Source organism: Flavobacterium sp. Root935 (assembly GCF_001429295.1).
Taxonomy (GTDB): Bacteria; Bacteroidota; Bacteroidia; order Flavobacteriales; family Flavobacteriaceae; genus Flavobacterium.
Genome location: NZ_LMJL01000010.1, coordinates 575,806 through 591,733, shown reverse-complemented (window position 1 = coordinate 591,733; position 15,928 = coordinate 575,806). Strand labels below are relative to the sequence as shown.

The following is a 15,928-nucleotide window of genomic DNA, read 5'->3' as shown; positions in this document are numbered from 1 at the left end:
TAAGACTAAGTTCTAAAAGCAAAAAGCCGATTTCTAATTTAAGAAATCGGCTTTTTTATGTTCAGGCTAACTAAGATGTCTAACGATCTAAGCGAGTCTATAAGTCTAGATTTACAATCCAAATGCAGCTTTTACTTGATCAACAAAATCAAGTTTTTCCCATGTAAATAATTCAACAGTAACTGTTTTTTCGTTTCCGCCTGGAGCAGAGAAAGTTTTAGTTACAGTTTCTGGTTTACGTCCCATGTGTCCGTAAGCAGCAGTTTCGCTGTAGATAGGGTTTCTTAATTTTAATCTTTGCTCGATAAAGTAAGGACGCATATCGAAGATAGCTTCTACTTTTTTAGCGATTTCACCGTTTGTTAAGTTTACTTTTGAAGTTCCGTAAGTTTCAATGAAAATTCCCATTGGCTCAGCAACTCCAATTGCATAAGAAACCTGAACTAAGATTTCATCAGCAACACCTGCAGCAACTAAGTTTTTAGCGATATGACGTGTAGCATAAGCAGCACTTCTATCTACTTTACTTGGATCTTTTCCAGAGAATGCACCACCACCGTGAGCACCTTTTCCACCGTAAGTATCAACGATGATTTTTCTTCCTGTTAAACCAGTATCTCCGTGAGGTCCTCCAATAACGAATTTTCCTGTTGGGTTAATATGGTAGTTGATTTTATCGTTGAATAAATGAGCGTGCTCTGGGTTTTTAGCGATAATTCTTGGAATCAAGATTTCGATAATATCTTTTTTGATTTTAGCAAGCATTGCAGCTTCTTCATCAAAATCGTCATGTTGTGTTGAGATAACAATTGCATCAATACGAGTCGGTTTGTTATCGTCGCTGTATTCTAAAGTTACTTGAGATTTAGCATCTGGACGTAAATAAGTGATTTCTTTGTTTTCACGTCTTAAAATAGCTAACTCTTGTAATAATTTATGAGATAAATCAAGTGCCAAAGGCATGAAGTTTTCAGTTTCGTTTGTAGCGTAACCAAACATCATTCCTTGGTCTCCAGCACCTTGCTCTTCTGGCTTCGCTCTGTCAACCCCTTGATTAATGTCTGCAGACTGCTCGTGAATTGCAGAAAGAATTCCACAAGAATTCGCTTCAAACATATATTCACTTTTAGTATATCCAATTTTACGGATTACCTCACGTGCAATTTGTTGTACATCAAGATAAGTATTCGATTTTACTTCACCTGCTAAAATTACCTGACCTGTAGTAACTAATGTTTCACAAGCTACTTTTGAATCAGCATCAAATGCCAGAAAGTTATCAATTAAAGCATCCGAAATTTGATCTGCAACTTTGTCTGGATGCCCTTCACTAACAGATTCTGACGTAAATAAATAAGCCATAATAATTTATTAAATTAACATTAAGCGAGGAAAAAGTAATTGCTGAAAGTGCTAAAGGAGAGTTCCTGCTTTAGCATTTTTTACTACTGAAATCTATCTTTCAGTATTCATAACGAACCATTTCATTATGAAGAGGTTGCAATCAGTTCAAATTTTTCCTCTGTATTCGCGTGCAAAAGTACAAAACCATTTTGATTTGCAAATTAAAGTTCAACTTTTTTTATTTTTTACAACAGAAATTTAACAAAAACATACTAGATTGATAGGGTAATAGAAATTATTTTGGTTTTTGTTTGGTCGATTAAAAAATAGTTCGCACATTTGCTTCGTTAAAATAACAGAAAGAAATGAAATTTACAATTTGCAATATGATGTCTTGTAAGATGCCGGAGTTATCCGCAGAGACTCTATTGTAGTTTTTTTTCAACAACATATATAGAACCTCTGCAGCCCGCAGAGGTTTTTTTTGTTCAAAAAAGAAAGCTGTAAGATTTTTTTTAAGCCAAAAACAACTAATTAATCAGTTAAAAAAATGAAAAAAAATGTACTAATCGTTTTAGGTCTTTTTACATTTTCAGGTATTTATGCTCAGGACAATAAAAAAGAGCAGGATACTTTAAAGAGTAATGAATTAACAGAAGTAACAGTTATTGGATCTAGAAGTAAAAACAGAGTAAAAACAGATGTGCCGGTTCCGGTTGATGTTTTTAACGTAGGCGAAATAACAAAAGGTGCGCCGCAAACAAGCGTAACTCAAATATTAAACTATGTTGCGCCTTCGTTTACAAGTAACGCAACATCAACAGCAGATGCAACAGATCACGTTGATCCAGCACAATTAAGAGGATTAGGGCCAGATCAGGTTTTAATTTTAGTAAACGGAAAAAGAAGACATACAAGTGCTTTGGTTAATATAAACGGATCGCCTGGAAGAGGTTCTGTTGGAACAGATTTAAATGCGATTCCGTCTTTTGCAATAGAGAGAATTGAAGTTTTAAGAGATGGAGCTGCGGCCCAATACGGTTCTGACGCCATTGCCGGAGTAATTAATATTGTATTAAAAAAGAACGCTGATTTCCTTACCGGAGGAATCCAATACGGAACTAATTTATCATCTGGATCTAATAATTTCGAAGGAGGAGCAGACGGGCAAACTGTTCAAGTCGATTTAAATTACGGAACTTCATTAGGTAAACCGGGAAGTTTCTTCAATATTACAGGAACTGCCGTTACAAGACAAGCAACAAGCAGAGCAGGAATTAGAAGCAATAATATTTTTAATGCCTATAATGCTGTTGAAAATCGAGCAGCACAAAATGGAGTTGAAATAAATTCATTATTCAGCAACATTAATACGACTGGAAACTCGGCACAAATTATTAGTTCATTACAACAATATGCGCCTCAAGTGAGCTATTTTACAGCAGCACAGCAAACTGCAATAGCATCTGCAACAACAATTGCGCAAATGCAGACAGCTTTGAATTTTGATGTTACTAATAATGAATTAGCCTACAGAGGACAGCAAAGAAGTGACTACAATATGAGTGTTGGCCAGTCAGAACTTGCTTCTGGTCAGGCATATTATAATGCAAAATATCCTTTATCTGAAAGTACTTCTTTGTACTCTTTTGGTGGAGTGTCGTATAGAAATGGAAAATCGTATGCGTTTAACAGGCTTCCAAACGGTTCTGGAACTTTCACGCAAGTGTATCAAAATGGATTTTTACCAGAAATAGAATCAGATATATTAGATGCTTCTGCAGCAGTTGGAGTAAACACAGAATTATTTGGTTTCGATACCGATTTAAGTACAAACCTTGGAACAAACTCATTCAAATATGATGTAAACAATACTATTAATGCAACTCTTGGAACAAATTCTCCTTTTAGTTTTGATGCCGGTAAAGTTTCGTTTTTACAAAGTACAACCAATTTAGACTTTAGTAAAAAATACGATTTTCTTTCAGGATTAAACGTTGCTTTTGGCGGGGAATTCAGATATGAAAATTACCAAATTAAACAAGGTGATGAAGCTTCTTACGGCTTATATGATGTAAACGGAAATTTGGTAACGGGAATTTTGCCAAGCACTTCTCCTTTAATAGTTACAGATTTCTTTGGAAACAAACGTGGAGCAGGAGCGCAGGGATTCTCAGGTTTCCAGCCTTCAGATGCTAAAGAAAGAGATAGAAAAAGTGGTGCGGGATATATTGATTTAGAATTGAATGCAACAGAAAAATGGCTGGTAAATGGAGCTGCACGTTATGAAAATTATTCAGATTTTGGAAGTACAGTTACTTTTAAACTAGCCTCTCTTTTAAAATTGACAGATAATATTAATTGGAGGATTTCTGGACAAACAGGTTTTAGAGCGCCTTCATTACAGCAAAAATATTTTGAAGCAAGTTCAACACAATTCATCAATGGTTCGCCCTATCAAGTAGGTTATTTTACAAACGATTCGCAGGCAGCCAAAAGTATTGGTGTAGAAAACCTAAAACCAGAGAAATCAAAAAGCATCAGTACAGGATTTACATTTAAAATTCCTGAAGCTAACATAACCATTGCTACTGATGCTTATTTTACAAGAATCAACGATCGCGTTGTACTGTCGGGACAATATGCAAGACCAACAGATGCGCAAATTGCTGCCGCTACATCTCCAACGCAGGCAGAAGCATTGACATTATTTCAACAAGCATTTGATTTGAAAGGTGTAGAAAGAGCTTCTTTTTGGACAAACGGAATCGACTCTGAAACTAAAGGAATTGATTTGGTAATATCTCAAAAATATGATGTCATTCAAGATTTCGTAATCAGAAATGATTTTGCTTTGAGTTACAATGAAACCAAAAGAGTTGGAGATTTACACATTCCGCAATCAATAATTGATGCAGGAGGAGATCCGTATATTTATTCTTTCTTTCCAGAATCAAGCCGAATTTATTTAGAAGAAGCCATTCCAAAATTAAAAGCAAACTTGATGACAACTTTTAGCATCAAAAAACTAGATATTTATTTAAGAAACAGCTACTTCGGAAAAGTTACAGATCCAGGAGCAACAGATGTGAATCTAGATGGATCAGCTTCTGTATACGAGCATCCAGAATACAGTGCAAAATTAGTAACAGATTTATCTTTCGGATATCAGATTAACGAACATTTTAGAGCGACTGTTGGATTTAATAATATAGGAGACGTTTATCCAGATAGAAACAATCCGGCAACTCCAGCTTTTACAAATACAACTCCAACTTTATCTCCAGCGCCAAGTACAGACTTGACCAATGCAAATCAGTTTGCTTATTCAAGAGCAGTTTCTCAATTTGGATTGAACGGAAGATTTGGTTTTGCACGTTTAAGCTTTAAATTTTAAGAATTCAGAATTGTTTCCGCAGATTACTCAAATTAAAAGGTTTATTTAATCATTTTAATTCTTTAATCTGTGGCTAATACTGCATGCTTCTAGAATAATTGTATATATATAATAAGTGATTATAAAAATTTAATAATAAAAATCGAATTTTAATTTGGTAGTTAAAAAAATATTATTACATTTACTCTATCGAATTAGTCGAATTAAAAAAACAAACCAATTTAAAAAAATGAAAGCAATAGCAAGAAGAAATATGATGTGTTGTGAAATGATGCAAATGTGCATCCCGACTTGCTGTTGCCAAAAGTGAAAGATAAAATCTTTGTTATAGTTAAAACTATAAGCCCTTTTGGTAGCCATCCGAAAGGGCTTTTTTCATTTCAACATTTTAAATTTTAAATCATGAATACACTAGATATAAATACAATTGCATTTCAATACTTATTGAGAACAGATTCACAAAAAAATAATACTAAAGTTGAAGAATCAACGAGTGAAACTTTAAAATATAACCCGGAACAATATTTAAAAACTCACAAATCAGTACTGTTTCATATGTATGCACTTGAAGAAGAAGGAGAAGATTTTTTTATTTAAGTCATTTTAATTGAATTACAATTTCAAAACTTAATTACAATATAAACGTATAACAATACCTAAAAAAACTAAGAAATCATGAGTACACAAAAATTTGCAACAAACGCATTACACGCAGGACACGATGTTACTAAAAACGGAAGCACAAGAGCAGTGCCAATTTACCAAACATCATCGTATGTATTTAACAATTCAGATCACGCTGCCAATTTATTTGGTCTTGCCGAAGCTGGATTTATTTATACAAGATTAAATAATCCGACAAACGACGTTTTAGAACAGCGTCTGGCAGCACTTGAAGGCGGAATCGGAGCGGTAGTAACAGCATCTGGAGCATCGGCAATTTCTACAACATTATTGACTTTGCTAAAAGCTGGAGATCATATAGTAGCATCAAACAGTTTATATGGAGGAACTTATAATCTGCTAAAAGTTACATTACCAAGATTAGGAATTACAACAACATTTGTAGATCCTTCAAAACCAGAAAATTTTACCAAAGCGGCAAAAGAAAACACAAGAGCTTTTTTTGTTGAATCTCTCGGAAATCCAAAATTAGATGTCTTAGATTTAAAAGGAATTTCGGCAGAAGCCAAAGCATTTAAAGTGCCATTTATAGTAGACAATACAGTTGCGACACCTTACTTATTGAACCCAATTAAATATGGTGCCGATATTGTAATTCACTCCTTAACTAAATATATCGCTGGAAACGGAACTTCTTTAGGAGGCGTTATCATTGATGCTGGAAATTTTGACTGGGCAAACGGAAAATTCCCTGAATTTACCGAACCGTCTGCAGGTTACCACGGATTAGTATATCACGAAGCTTTAGGAAATGCGGCTTTTATTGCAAAAGCGCGAATTGAAGGACTGCGTGATTTTGGTTCTGCTTTGAGTCCATTTAATGCTTTTCAGATTATTCAAGGATTAGAAACACTTCCAATCCGAATCAAGAAACATAGTGAGAATGCTTTGGCTTTGGCCGAATGGTTAGAGAAACAAGATGAGGTCGTGTGGGTAAATTATCCAGGTTTAAAATCGAATAAATATTTCGATTTAGCCCAAGAATATTTGCCACAAGGCCAAAGCGGAATCATTACTTTTGGATTAAAAGGTGGTTTTGATGCTGCTAAAAAAGTTGTAGATAATACAAAATTATTCTCTTTACTAGCCAATATTGGCGACACTAAATCGCTGATTATTCACCCGGCAAGTACCACACATCAGCAGTTAACAGATGAAGAACAAATCGAAACAGGAGTTTCAAAAGATTTGGTTCGTCTGTCTGTGGGAATTGAAGATATTGAAGATTTAATTGCAGATCTGCAAACTGTTTTTGAGAGTGTTTCGCTATCACAATACAGTATTAATAAAAATTAGGTTTTTTTGTTTTTTGTTTGAAAGATTGCCTTTAGTGATTGGTTATTGCTAAAGGTAATTTTTTATGAAAAGCATCATTATAAAAATTCAACCATATAAGTGATATAAGTTCATTTAGTAAAATGTACCACAGTGCGTCTAGCAATTTAACGCAAAGAAAATTAAATGAACTTATATCACTTATATGGCTAAAAAACAAAATAGTAGAAATTATGTCAAAGCTTAAAATAAACATTATCCTTTTTGGAATTGGAAATATCGGAAGTACTTTGATTAATCAGATTATTGAAAGTCAGGACTTTTTTCTTGAAAGTAAAAACGTAGATTTTCATTTTCCTATTATAACCAATTCTACAGTGGCCTTTTTCGAGAAAGAAGGTGTTGGTTATGCTTGGGAAACCAATTTTAGACAATTGGCTGTTCCTTTTAAAGTAGAAGATATTATTGAATTTGCTAAAGAAAATGAATTCGAAAACTTGATTGCTGTAGATGCAACAGCCAGTGATGAATTGGTGAAACATTATAATACGCTCATCAAAAACGGATTTAATATTGTGGCTGTCAATAAAAAAGCAAACACACTGCCGATAGACTTGTACAAAGAGCTGCGATCAAATCTTAAAAAGTATGACAAAGAGTTTTTGTATGAAACATCTGTCGATACAGGGATTCCGGTTTTGCAGACTTTAAGAGATTTGTATTATTCGGGAGAAAAAATCACCAAGATTCGAGGAGTATTTTCAGATAATTTGAGTTACGTGTTTAATAGATTTTCTTCTGAAGATGTTTCGTTTTCATCCGTTTTAAAAGATGCAAGTCTTTTGGGATTAATGAAATCAACATTCAAGGAAGATTTATCTGGAAACGACACGGCAAGAAAACTTCTAATATTGGCCAGAGAAGTTGGCAAAGATTTCAATTTCTCAGATATTCAAATACATCCTTTTATTACAGAAAATCATCTGGAACAAAATGGAGTGCTGAATAAAGAAGCAGTTGACAAATCATTTAAAATAGCAAAAATAACACAGTCTGATAATCATGTACTTCGTTATGTGGGCGAATTTGATTTTGAGAAAAATAAGCTGGAAGTCAAATTGATTTCAGAACCTGCACATTCTGCAATTGGACAATTAAAGGGCTCGGATACCATTTTTGAAATCTATACACAATCTTACGCACAGGTTCCAATTGTAATCCAAAGTGCACCGCCGTGCAAACAGGCAATTTCGAGAGGAATTATAACCGATATTTTGAAAGTAGCGGAAAGAATTAGAAATAAAGAGGCCGTTTGGTCTTAAAAACTTCGTAGAAAATAAAAAATATAACTAATGTTCTTTGATAAACTGATTCGTTAAGGAAGTTTAGAAAGCTTTAAAACTGCTTATTGATCAATTTTTTATAGTCTTTTTCTGTAAATTATTTTTGTAAGATGTTTTTCGACGTAAAAAAATCACTTTTTAACGTATTTTGTAATTAAATTCTTGAATTTTATTTGTTTAATAAAAATAATAGTTGCATATTTGTTATACCCAAAAACTACTACAATCAAATGAACTTAAAAGTCAACAAAATGTTTTGCGCCATTTCGGTTATAACCGAGGCTGGGTTGTCTATTGCTTAAAAAATTGTAAGAATACAATATATAGTAAAGCCTCCCAAAACATATTGGGAGGCTTTTTAATTTTACACAAAAATGCAGAATTTAAATAAAATACAATATAAATCACAGATGAATAAATCCTTACAGATGAACAAGATGTTTGCTGTCGCGCTTATTTGCGTGAACGTCTGTTGATACTAAAAGAATAAATGAGTTTAAAAAACTTAACCCTTTTGGTATCTAAAATTCCAAAAGGGTTTTTTTATTCCTGAAAGTGATTTAACATAAACATAAAAAAGAAATAAAGATTATAAAACGCAACTAAACTAAAACTTAATATCATGAGCACATTGAACTACTTAGCAAAAACGATTTCTACTTTGAAAAACAAAAGAACGAAAAGAAATAATCCGCCGCCGCCAGCAAACGAATTGGCTCACCCAAGGTTCGGAATTACTGAAACGGATAAAAATACCGAAAAAATAACACCAAATTCTTTGTTGTTTTTGATGTATTCAAAAGAAAATGAAACGCTTTTTATCTAAATTAAAAAGCATCGCAAAATAGGCTTCGGCCTGCTTAATTTTACTGGGCATTTTTGTTCGGTAAATTTTTGCGTATAATAGTTTTTGCTGCAATATGTTTATGAAATTTAGCAAACAGTTTCGATAAAATTTGTTTGTTAAAGAAATTAGTAGTTAATTTGCACTCGTTAAGTTCAAAAAAGTATTGAAATGTTATAAAGAAAGGACGAGGGATTAGACCCGATGAATCCTTAGCAACCCTTCGTTAATTCGAAGAAGGTGCTGCATTCTACCACGCCCAACGTGGAAAGATAACAACAAGAATTTTTCTAGTTTATACTAGTTTTTTCTTTCTAATATTTCCAGATACAAATCAGATAATACAACAGATTTGAAATTGGAAAATATACCAAACCCTATTAGCATACAAAATTTCACCACAGAAAATGGTGCGTTTTATCATACACTGCCTTTAAGTTTTACTGTTGCTGGTCAGCCTTTACATAGTGCGCCTATTGTTTTGGTAAATCATGCCTTGACAGGAAACGCCCAAGTTACTGGCGAGAATGGCTGGTGGAATAACTTAATTGGTGAAGGTAAAACCATTGATACTGCTGTCTATACCATTTTAGCGTTTGATATTCCAGGAAACGGAAGCAATTCTTTCCTAATCGAAAATTATCTAGATTTTACTGCCAGAGACATTGCCCGAATTTTTATTGAAGGACTAAAAGTTTTAAATATTGAAAAGCTTTATGCCATAATTGGAGGCTCAGTTGGAGGCGGAATTGCTTGGGAAATCTTAGCTTTAGAACCAAATATCACAGAACATCTTATCCCGATTGCGAGCGATTGGAAATCGACAGACTGGCTTATTGCCAATTGTTTCCTGCAAGAACAAATTCTCAATAATTCTTCAAAACCAATCGAAGATGCGAGAATACACGCCATGCTGTGTTATCGTTCGCCAGAATCATTCAAAGAAAAATTTCAGCGTACCATCAATCAAGATCTTTTGATTTTTAATATCGAAAGCTGGCTGGCGCATCACGGAAAAAAATTGCAGCAAAGATTTCAGTTAGCTTCTTATAAATTAATGAACCAGCTGCTTAAAACAATTGATATTACTAGAAATAGTGAAAGTTTTGAAAACTTACTGTCACAATCAAATGCATCAATTCATATAGTAGGAATTAATTCGGATTTGTTTTTTACAGCAAAAGAAAACGTAGAAACCTACGAAGAACTGAAGAAATTTAAAGACAATGTTTTCTACAGCGAAATTGATTCGGTTCACGGACATGACGCTTTTTTAATCGAGTACAAACAATTAGATCATTTACTTGCCGACATTTTTAAGGCAGAAACAATAAAAAAATAAAATGAAAGTATTAAAATTTGGAGGTAAATCATTAGCAAACGGAGAAGGACTTAATAAAGTTGTTTCGATCATTTCGGATAAAGTAAATCAAGGTGAAAAAATTGCTGTTGTAGTTTCTGCGCGAGGAAACGCAACAGATGAATTGGAATTTATCTTAACCATTGCTGCAAAAAACGGCAGTTATAAAGAATTATTAGAGAATTTTAAAAAATATCAAATATCAGATTATCCACACGTAGATTTTTCGGAAGAATTTAATGTTTTAGATAAACTTTTTGAAGGAGTAAGTCTAATTGGCGATTACAGTAAAAAAATCAAAGATCAGATTCTATCAAAAGGAGAATTGCTTTCGGCTAAATTATTGACCGCTATTTTGATAGAAAAAGGAATTCCAGCGAATTTTGTAGATTCAAGAGAATTGCTGAAAACCGATTCTAAATTTGGTGATGCACAGCCTCTAGAACAGCTTTCAAAGAAAAACGTAGTAAATTATTTTAAAGAACATAACGGCGAAACGGTTAATATAGTTACAGGCTTCATTGGTTCCAACAACAACAACGACACAACTACTTTAGGTAGAAACGGCAGTAACTATACCGCTTCGTTAATCGCGAATTATTTAAATGCCGAAGAACTTCAAAACTTTACACACGTAGACGGAATCTACACGGCAAATCCAGATTTAGTTGCAGATGCTAAAAAAATCGAATATTTGTCTTTTAACGAAGCAAATGAGCTGGCTAATTTTGGAGCAACAATTCTGCACGCCAAAACGATAATTCCGTTATTAGAAAAAAATATTCCGCTTCGTATTTTAAATACTTTCAATCACGAAAACCGCGGAACATTAATTACATCCGATTCTGCTAAAGAAGGAATTAAAACACTTTCTGTTTTGGAAAATGTTTCTCTTGTTAACCTTGAAGGACGCGGATTACTTGGAAAGGCAGGAGTAGATGCCCGTATTTTTAAGGTAATGGGCGATCATAATATTAGTGTGAGTATTATTTCGCAAGGATCTTCAGAAAGAGGAATTGGGTTGGTTGTAGCAACAGATAAAGCGACAACTGCAGTTGTAGAATTAGAAAAAGAGTTCGAAAATGACTTTTATTCGAAAGACGTAAACCAAATTACAGTTACAGACAATGTATCGGTAATTTCGATTATCGGACAGGATTTAAGTACATTCCACAAACCATATACAGCCTTAATCAAAAATAAAATTGTTCCGATTTTGTTTAACAACACCGTAACGGGTAAAAACGTGAGTTTGGTTGTTAAAAAAGAAGAATTAAACAAAGCCTTAAACGTAATTCACGGAGAAATTTTTGGTGTTTCTAAGAAAATAAACATCGCGATTTTTGGCCACGGATTAGTAGGAGGGACTTTAATTAACCAAATCTTAGAATCGGCTGCAGCAATTGAAAAACGTAAAGATGTTAAGTTGAATGTTTTTGCAATTGCAAATTCAAAAAAACTGCTTTTAAATAAATATGGTGTAACTGCAAACTGGAAAAATGAAATCGAAACCAAAGGAGAAGCATACACTATAAAAGATATTATTGCTTACGCAAATGAACATCATTTAGAAAACTTAATTGCGATTGATAATACGGCAAGTGCGCCATTCGTAGAAAACTATATTCCGCTTGTAGAAAGCAGTTTCGATTTGATTTCTTCGAATAAAGTAGCGAATACATTAAGCTATGGCTTTTATAAAGAATTGAGAAAAGCGCTGGCAGAAAATCAAAAGAATTATTTATATGAAACCAATGTTGGTGCAGGTTTACCCTTAATTGATACGATTAAATTACTGCATCTTTCAGGCGAAAACATCACAAAAATTAAAGGTGTTTTCTCAGGAACATTGAGCTATTTATTCAATAATTTTTCTGCAAAAGATGCTCCTTTCAGCGAAATCCTGAAGGAAGCAATTGACAATGGATACACAGAGCCAGATCCGCGTGAGGATTTATGCGGCAATGACGTTGGAAGAAAATTATTGATTTTGGCTAGAGAATTAGATTTACAAAACGAATTTGAAGAAATCTCTATTCAGAATCTTATTCCAGAGCATTTACGTGCAGGAAGTGCAGCTGATTTCTTGACGAAATTAAAAGAATTCGACTCAATTTATGCTAAAATAAAAGCAGACCAACAGCCAAATCATGTACTAAGATATATCGGCGAATTGTCTGGTGATTTACAAAATGACAAAGGAAATCTAGAAGTTAAATTAGTTTCAGTACCTTCGGATACAGCCTTAGGCGGACTAAAAGGTTCTGATTCTTTCTTTGAAATTTACACAGAATCTTACGGAGATCGTCCAATTGTGATTCAAGGAGCTGGTGCAGGTTCTGCGGTAACGGCAAGAGGAGTTTTCGGAGATATTTTGAGATTGTCAGATAAAGGGTAATACGATTTTAGATTGAAGATTTTAGACTTGAGATTTTAGATTTACAAGGCTATAACAAAACAAAAAAAATAACAACACAATGAAAGTAACTTTAAACAGAGTAAATGACGCATTTCATTTTAAACTAAAAAATGAACGCGGACATATAGTTGACGTTGACAGCAGAGCCGAATTCGGCGGAAGCGATTTAGGAGCTAGTCCAATGGAGCTTGTATTAATGGGCGTTGCAGGATGCAGTGCAATTGATATGATTTCAATTTTAAAGAAGCAGCGTCAGGAAATCACTTCTTTTAATGCTGAGGTTGAAGGAACAAGAGTTCAAATCGAAGAAGCAAAACCTTTTAAAGAAATCGATGTGGTTTTTTATTTAGAAGGAGAAATCAATCCTGAAAAAGCAAAAAAGGCAGCACAGCTTTCTTTCGAGAAATACTGTTCGGTTGCCAAAACAGTTGAGCCAACAGCAGCTATTAAATATAAAGTCGTTTTAAACAACGAAGAATTACGTTAATTAAATTAGTCAATTTGAGAATTAGATAATTCTCAGTTAGCTGAAAAGGAAANAAAAAAAAACAAAAAACAACACAATGAATAAAGAAGAATTTGGTTTTGAAACACAAGCCATAAGAACACAATTAGAAAGATCACAGTATTTAGAGCATTCGGTGCCATTGTATTTATCGTCAAGTTTCGTATTTGAAGATGCAGAGGACATGCGCGCTTCTTTCACAGAAGAAAAAGAAAGAAATATTTACAGCCGTTTCAGTAATCCAAACACATCAGAATTTGTAGACAAGATCTGCAAAATGGAAGGTGCAGATTCTGGTTATGCTTTTGCAACAGGAATGGCAGCAGTATATTCTACTTTTGCTGCATTATTAAACTCTGGAGATCATATTGTTTCTGCAAGCAGTGTTTTCGGTTCAACTCATGCTTTGTTTATGACTTATTTTCCAAAATGGAATATCGAAACTTCATATTTCGAAATTAATAAGCCAGAAACAATCGAGAGTTTTATTAAACCAAACACCAAAATATTATACGCCGAATCACCAACAAATCCTGGTGTTGATGTTATTGATTTACAATTATTAGGAGATATTGCAAAAAAACACAACTTGATTTTAATTATAGACAACTGTTTTGCAACACCTTATTTACAGCAGCCAATTAAATTTGGAGCACATTTGGTTATCCATTCAGCAACAAAATTAATTGACGGACAAGGACGAGTTTTAGGCGGAGTAACTGTTGGAGATGCAGAATTAATCAGACAGATATATTTGTTCTCTAGAAATACAGGTCCAGCTTTATCGCCATTTAATGCTTGGGTTTTATCAAAAAGTTTAGAAACATTGGCAGTTCGTGTGGACAGACACTGCAAAAATGCTTTAAAAGTAGCTGAGTTTTTAGAAAGTCATCCAAATGTAAACAGCGTAAAATATCCGTTTTTGAAATCGCATCCGCAATATGAAATTGCAAAAAAGCAAATGAAAGCTGGCGGGAACATCATCGCATTTGAAATTAAAGGTGGAATTGAAGCAGGAAGAAAATTCTTGAATTCGATACAACTTTGTTCATTGTCTGCAAATATTGGAGATACCAGAACAATTGTAACGCATCCAGCTTCTACAACACACAGTAAATTATCCGAAGAAGATCAATTAGCGGTTGGAATCACGCAAGGTCTTGTTCGTGTTTCCGTAGGTTTAGAAACTGTAGAAGATGTAATTGCAGATTTGAAACAAGCATTAGCTTAATTATATATTTCAATTTCAAATAGTAAAGACGATTTTTAGCTGTATATTTAATACAGTTGAAAATCGTCTTTTTTGATTATGTTTTCTTAAAATCATATTTTTGTCATTCAAAGAAAAAAATTAACGAAGTAATTTGATAGAATTAGTAGAATTTAACTTTATTCTTTTGTGATAGTTCAAACAAAAAGCATATTTTTGTTGTTTAATAATTTGTAAGAGTTTGATCTGAATATCCAAAATCTAAATTCTACAATCTAAAATTATACATTAGTGCTTTCAAAGAAAACAAAATACGGAATTAAAGCTCTTACATATTTAGCCAGGAGAGAAAATAACGAACCTGTACAAATTGCTGAAATTGCGAAAAGTGAACATATTTCGATTAAATTTTTAGAAAGTATTTTGTTGCTTTTAAGAAACTCTGGTTTTCTTGGAGCTAAAAAAGGAAAAGGCGGCGGTTACTACCTGATCAAAGATCCTAAAGATATTAGCATGGCAAAAGTGTATCGTATTCTAGAAGGGCCGATTGCTTTATTACCATGTGCGAGTCATAATTTCTACGAAAGATGTGATGACTGTGATGATGAGTCTACCTGCGCCGCACGTCGTTTAATGACAGAAGTTAGAGATAATACACTTAAAATATTAGAAAGTAATTCTTTAGCAGATATTGCTTTTTAGTAGCTTATTTGAGAGAAAAATCTTTATTTTTGCAGAGAGGCTTAAGCGATGCAATTATGGACATTTACCAAAAAAATTTACTCATAGATATTGATTTTCCTAGGATAAAAGGTTTTCCTTCTGTTTTTATTGATAAAATAACACTTGGAAAATCAGAATTAGAGACTTTGAATAGTTCAACTTTTAGAGAACTATATATTTTTGGAGCAATTGTTAAAACTGATGAAATAAGGCTTAATAAGCCTGTGCAAATAAAGAGATTGGAATTTATCGTTATTGAAAAGAAAGTAGAAACGAATGAATTTATCCAACATCATCTTGCTCAATATAATTCTGTAATGTATAAGAGGGAAAAAGATGTAACAACATCTTCTTGTGCAGATATGATAAAGAAAAAAGATATTCTATATCTTAAACATTTTCCAAAATGGAAAATATCAGAAGCTTCTATTCCAGAATTTAATAATAAACTTTTCTATTTCTGTTCACAAATATTTCTTCCCGAGAATGATACAACCAAACAATATATGAGTTGGGGACAGACTATTTTTATTTTTCTACATGTCAAAGAAGACGATGAGCTTTTAGTGCAGATTTTTACACAAGATACCTCTCTGCAAACAGCTGAAGATCATTATAAGCTCGAGGAACAAATGTCTCAGTTTGATAAAAATTATGGAAAAATAGAAGTTGTAAAAAAAATGATTAAAAAAGGAGACAAGTTTCTTCACGAATATATTCTAAATCATAAAAAGATAAGTAAAGAAATATTAGAGATTTTACTAGAATATGGAACATCAAAACAATTCAAAAGTGAAGTTTTAAAGAAGCTTAAAAATTAATTT

The 15,928-nt window shown here is 33.2% G+C and carries 12 protein-coding genes and 1 riboswitch; of the genes, 11 read left to right on the top strand and 1 reads right to left on the bottom strand.

Features of this window, described 5'->3' with window-relative positions:
• Positions 1-111: 111 nt before the first annotated feature.
• Entirely contained in the window at positions 112-1,362 is a 1,251-nt protein-coding gene (gene metK, locus ASE40_RS13490; protein WP_057117586.1) for a methionine adenosyltransferase, read from the bottom strand.
• Between the two features lie 532 nt (positions 1,363-1,894).
• Between metK and ASE40_RS13485 the strand changes: the two genes are divergently transcribed.
• From ASE40_RS13485 to ASE40_RS13435, 11 genes are all read left to right on the top strand, one after another.
• On the top strand, positions 1,895-4,741 hold the full coding sequence (locus ASE40_RS13485; RefSeq protein ID WP_057117585.1) for a TonB-dependent receptor plug domain-containing protein: 2,847 nt from the start codon (positions 1,895-1,897) through the stop codon (positions 4,739-4,741).
• 402 nt (positions 4,742-5,143) lie between these two features.
• The gene (locus tag ASE40_RS13480) at positions 5,144-5,338 is read left to right on the top strand and encodes a hypothetical protein (RefSeq protein WP_057117584.1); all 195 of its coding nucleotides are present in this window, start codon (positions 5,144-5,146) and stop codon (positions 5,336-5,338) included.
• A 78-nt stretch (positions 5,339-5,416) separates the two neighbouring features.
• Complete coding sequence (locus ASE40_RS13475) at positions 5,417-6,721, top strand: O-acetylhomoserine aminocarboxypropyltransferase/cysteine synthase family protein (RefSeq protein WP_057117583.1); 1,305 nt, start codon at positions 5,417-5,419, stop codon at positions 6,719-6,721.
• Positions 6,722-6,933: 212 nt separating this feature from the next.
• On the top strand, positions 6,934-8,022 hold the full coding sequence (locus ASE40_RS13470) for an aspartate kinase (protein ID WP_057117685.1): 1,089 nt from the start codon (positions 6,934-6,936) through the stop codon (positions 8,020-8,022).
• 643 nt (positions 8,023-8,665) lie between these two features.
• On the top strand, positions 8,666-8,869 hold the full coding sequence (locus ASE40_RS13465) for a hypothetical protein (protein WP_057117582.1): 204 nt from the start codon (positions 8,666-8,668) through the stop codon (positions 8,867-8,869).
• A 189-nt stretch (positions 8,870-9,058) separates the two neighbouring features.
• Positions 9,059-9,166, top strand: a riboswitch (SAM riboswitch).
• A gap of 79 nt (positions 9,167-9,245) precedes the next feature.
• Positions 9,246-10,229, top strand: a complete 984-nt coding sequence (locus ASE40_RS13460; RefSeq protein ID WP_241774370.1) for an alpha/beta fold hydrolase — start codon at positions 9,246-9,248, stop codon at positions 10,227-10,229.
• Position 10,230: 1 nt separating this feature from the next.
• Positions 10,231-12,645, top strand: coding sequence for a bifunctional aspartate kinase/homoserine dehydrogenase I (thrA, locus tag ASE40_RS13455; RefSeq protein ID WP_057117580.1), 2,415 nt, complete (start codon positions 10,231-10,233; stop codon positions 12,643-12,645).
• 79 nt (positions 12,646-12,724) lie between these two features.
• Positions 12,725-13,153, top strand: coding sequence for an OsmC family protein (locus ASE40_RS13450; protein WP_057117579.1), 429 nt, complete (start codon positions 12,725-12,727; stop codon positions 13,151-13,153).
• A 76-nt stretch (positions 13,154-13,229) separates the two neighbouring features.
• A complete protein-coding gene (locus tag ASE40_RS13445; RefSeq protein ID WP_057117578.1) occupies positions 13,230-14,402 on the top strand; it encodes a trans-sulfuration enzyme family protein in 1,173 nt (390 codons plus the stop codon).
• A 270-nt stretch (positions 14,403-14,672) separates the two neighbouring features.
• Complete coding sequence (locus tag ASE40_RS13440) at positions 14,673-15,083, top strand: RrF2 family transcriptional regulator (RefSeq protein ID WP_008466594.1); 411 nt, start codon at positions 14,673-14,675, stop codon at positions 15,081-15,083.
• Positions 15,084-15,091: 8 nt separating this feature from the next.
• Complete coding sequence (locus ASE40_RS13435; RefSeq protein ID WP_128414974.1) at positions 15,092-15,925, top strand: hypothetical protein; 834 nt, start codon at positions 15,092-15,094, stop codon at positions 15,923-15,925.
• Positions 15,926-15,928: the final 3 nt, after the last annotated feature.

Bases quoted from the DNA above. Each gene is read 5' to 3' on its own strand.
- ASE40_RS13470 (WP_057117685.1), top strand. From the start codon at position 6,934: ATGTCAAAGCTTAAAATAAACATTATCCTTTTTGGAATTGGAAATATC.
- metK (WP_057117586.1), bottom strand. From the start codon at position 1,362: ATGGCTTATTTATTTACGTCAGAATCTGTTAGTGAAGGGCATCCAGAC.
- ASE40_RS13450 (WP_057117579.1), top strand. From the start codon at position 12,725: ATGAAAGTAACTTTAAACAGAGTAAATGACGCATTTCATTTTAAACTA.
- ASE40_RS13480 (WP_057117584.1), top strand. From the start codon at position 5,144: ATGAATACACTAGATATAAATACAATTGCATTTCAATACTTATTGAGA.
- ASE40_RS13465 (WP_057117582.1), top strand. From the start codon at position 8,666: ATGAGCACATTGAACTACTTAGCAAAAACGATTTCTACTTTGAAAAAC.
- thrA (WP_057117580.1), top strand. From the start codon at position 10,231: ATGAAAGTATTAAAATTTGGAGGTAAATCATTAGCAAACGGAGAAGGA.
- ASE40_RS13485 (WP_057117585.1), top strand. From the start codon at position 1,895: ATGAAAAAAAATGTACTAATCGTTTTAGGTCTTTTTACATTTTCAGGT.
- ASE40_RS13475 (WP_057117583.1), top strand. From the start codon at position 5,417: ATGAGTACACAAAAATTTGCAACAAACGCATTACACGCAGGACACGAT.
- ASE40_RS13445 (WP_057117578.1), top strand. From the start codon at position 13,230: ATGAATAAAGAAGAATTTGGTTTTGAAACACAAGCCATAAGAACACAA.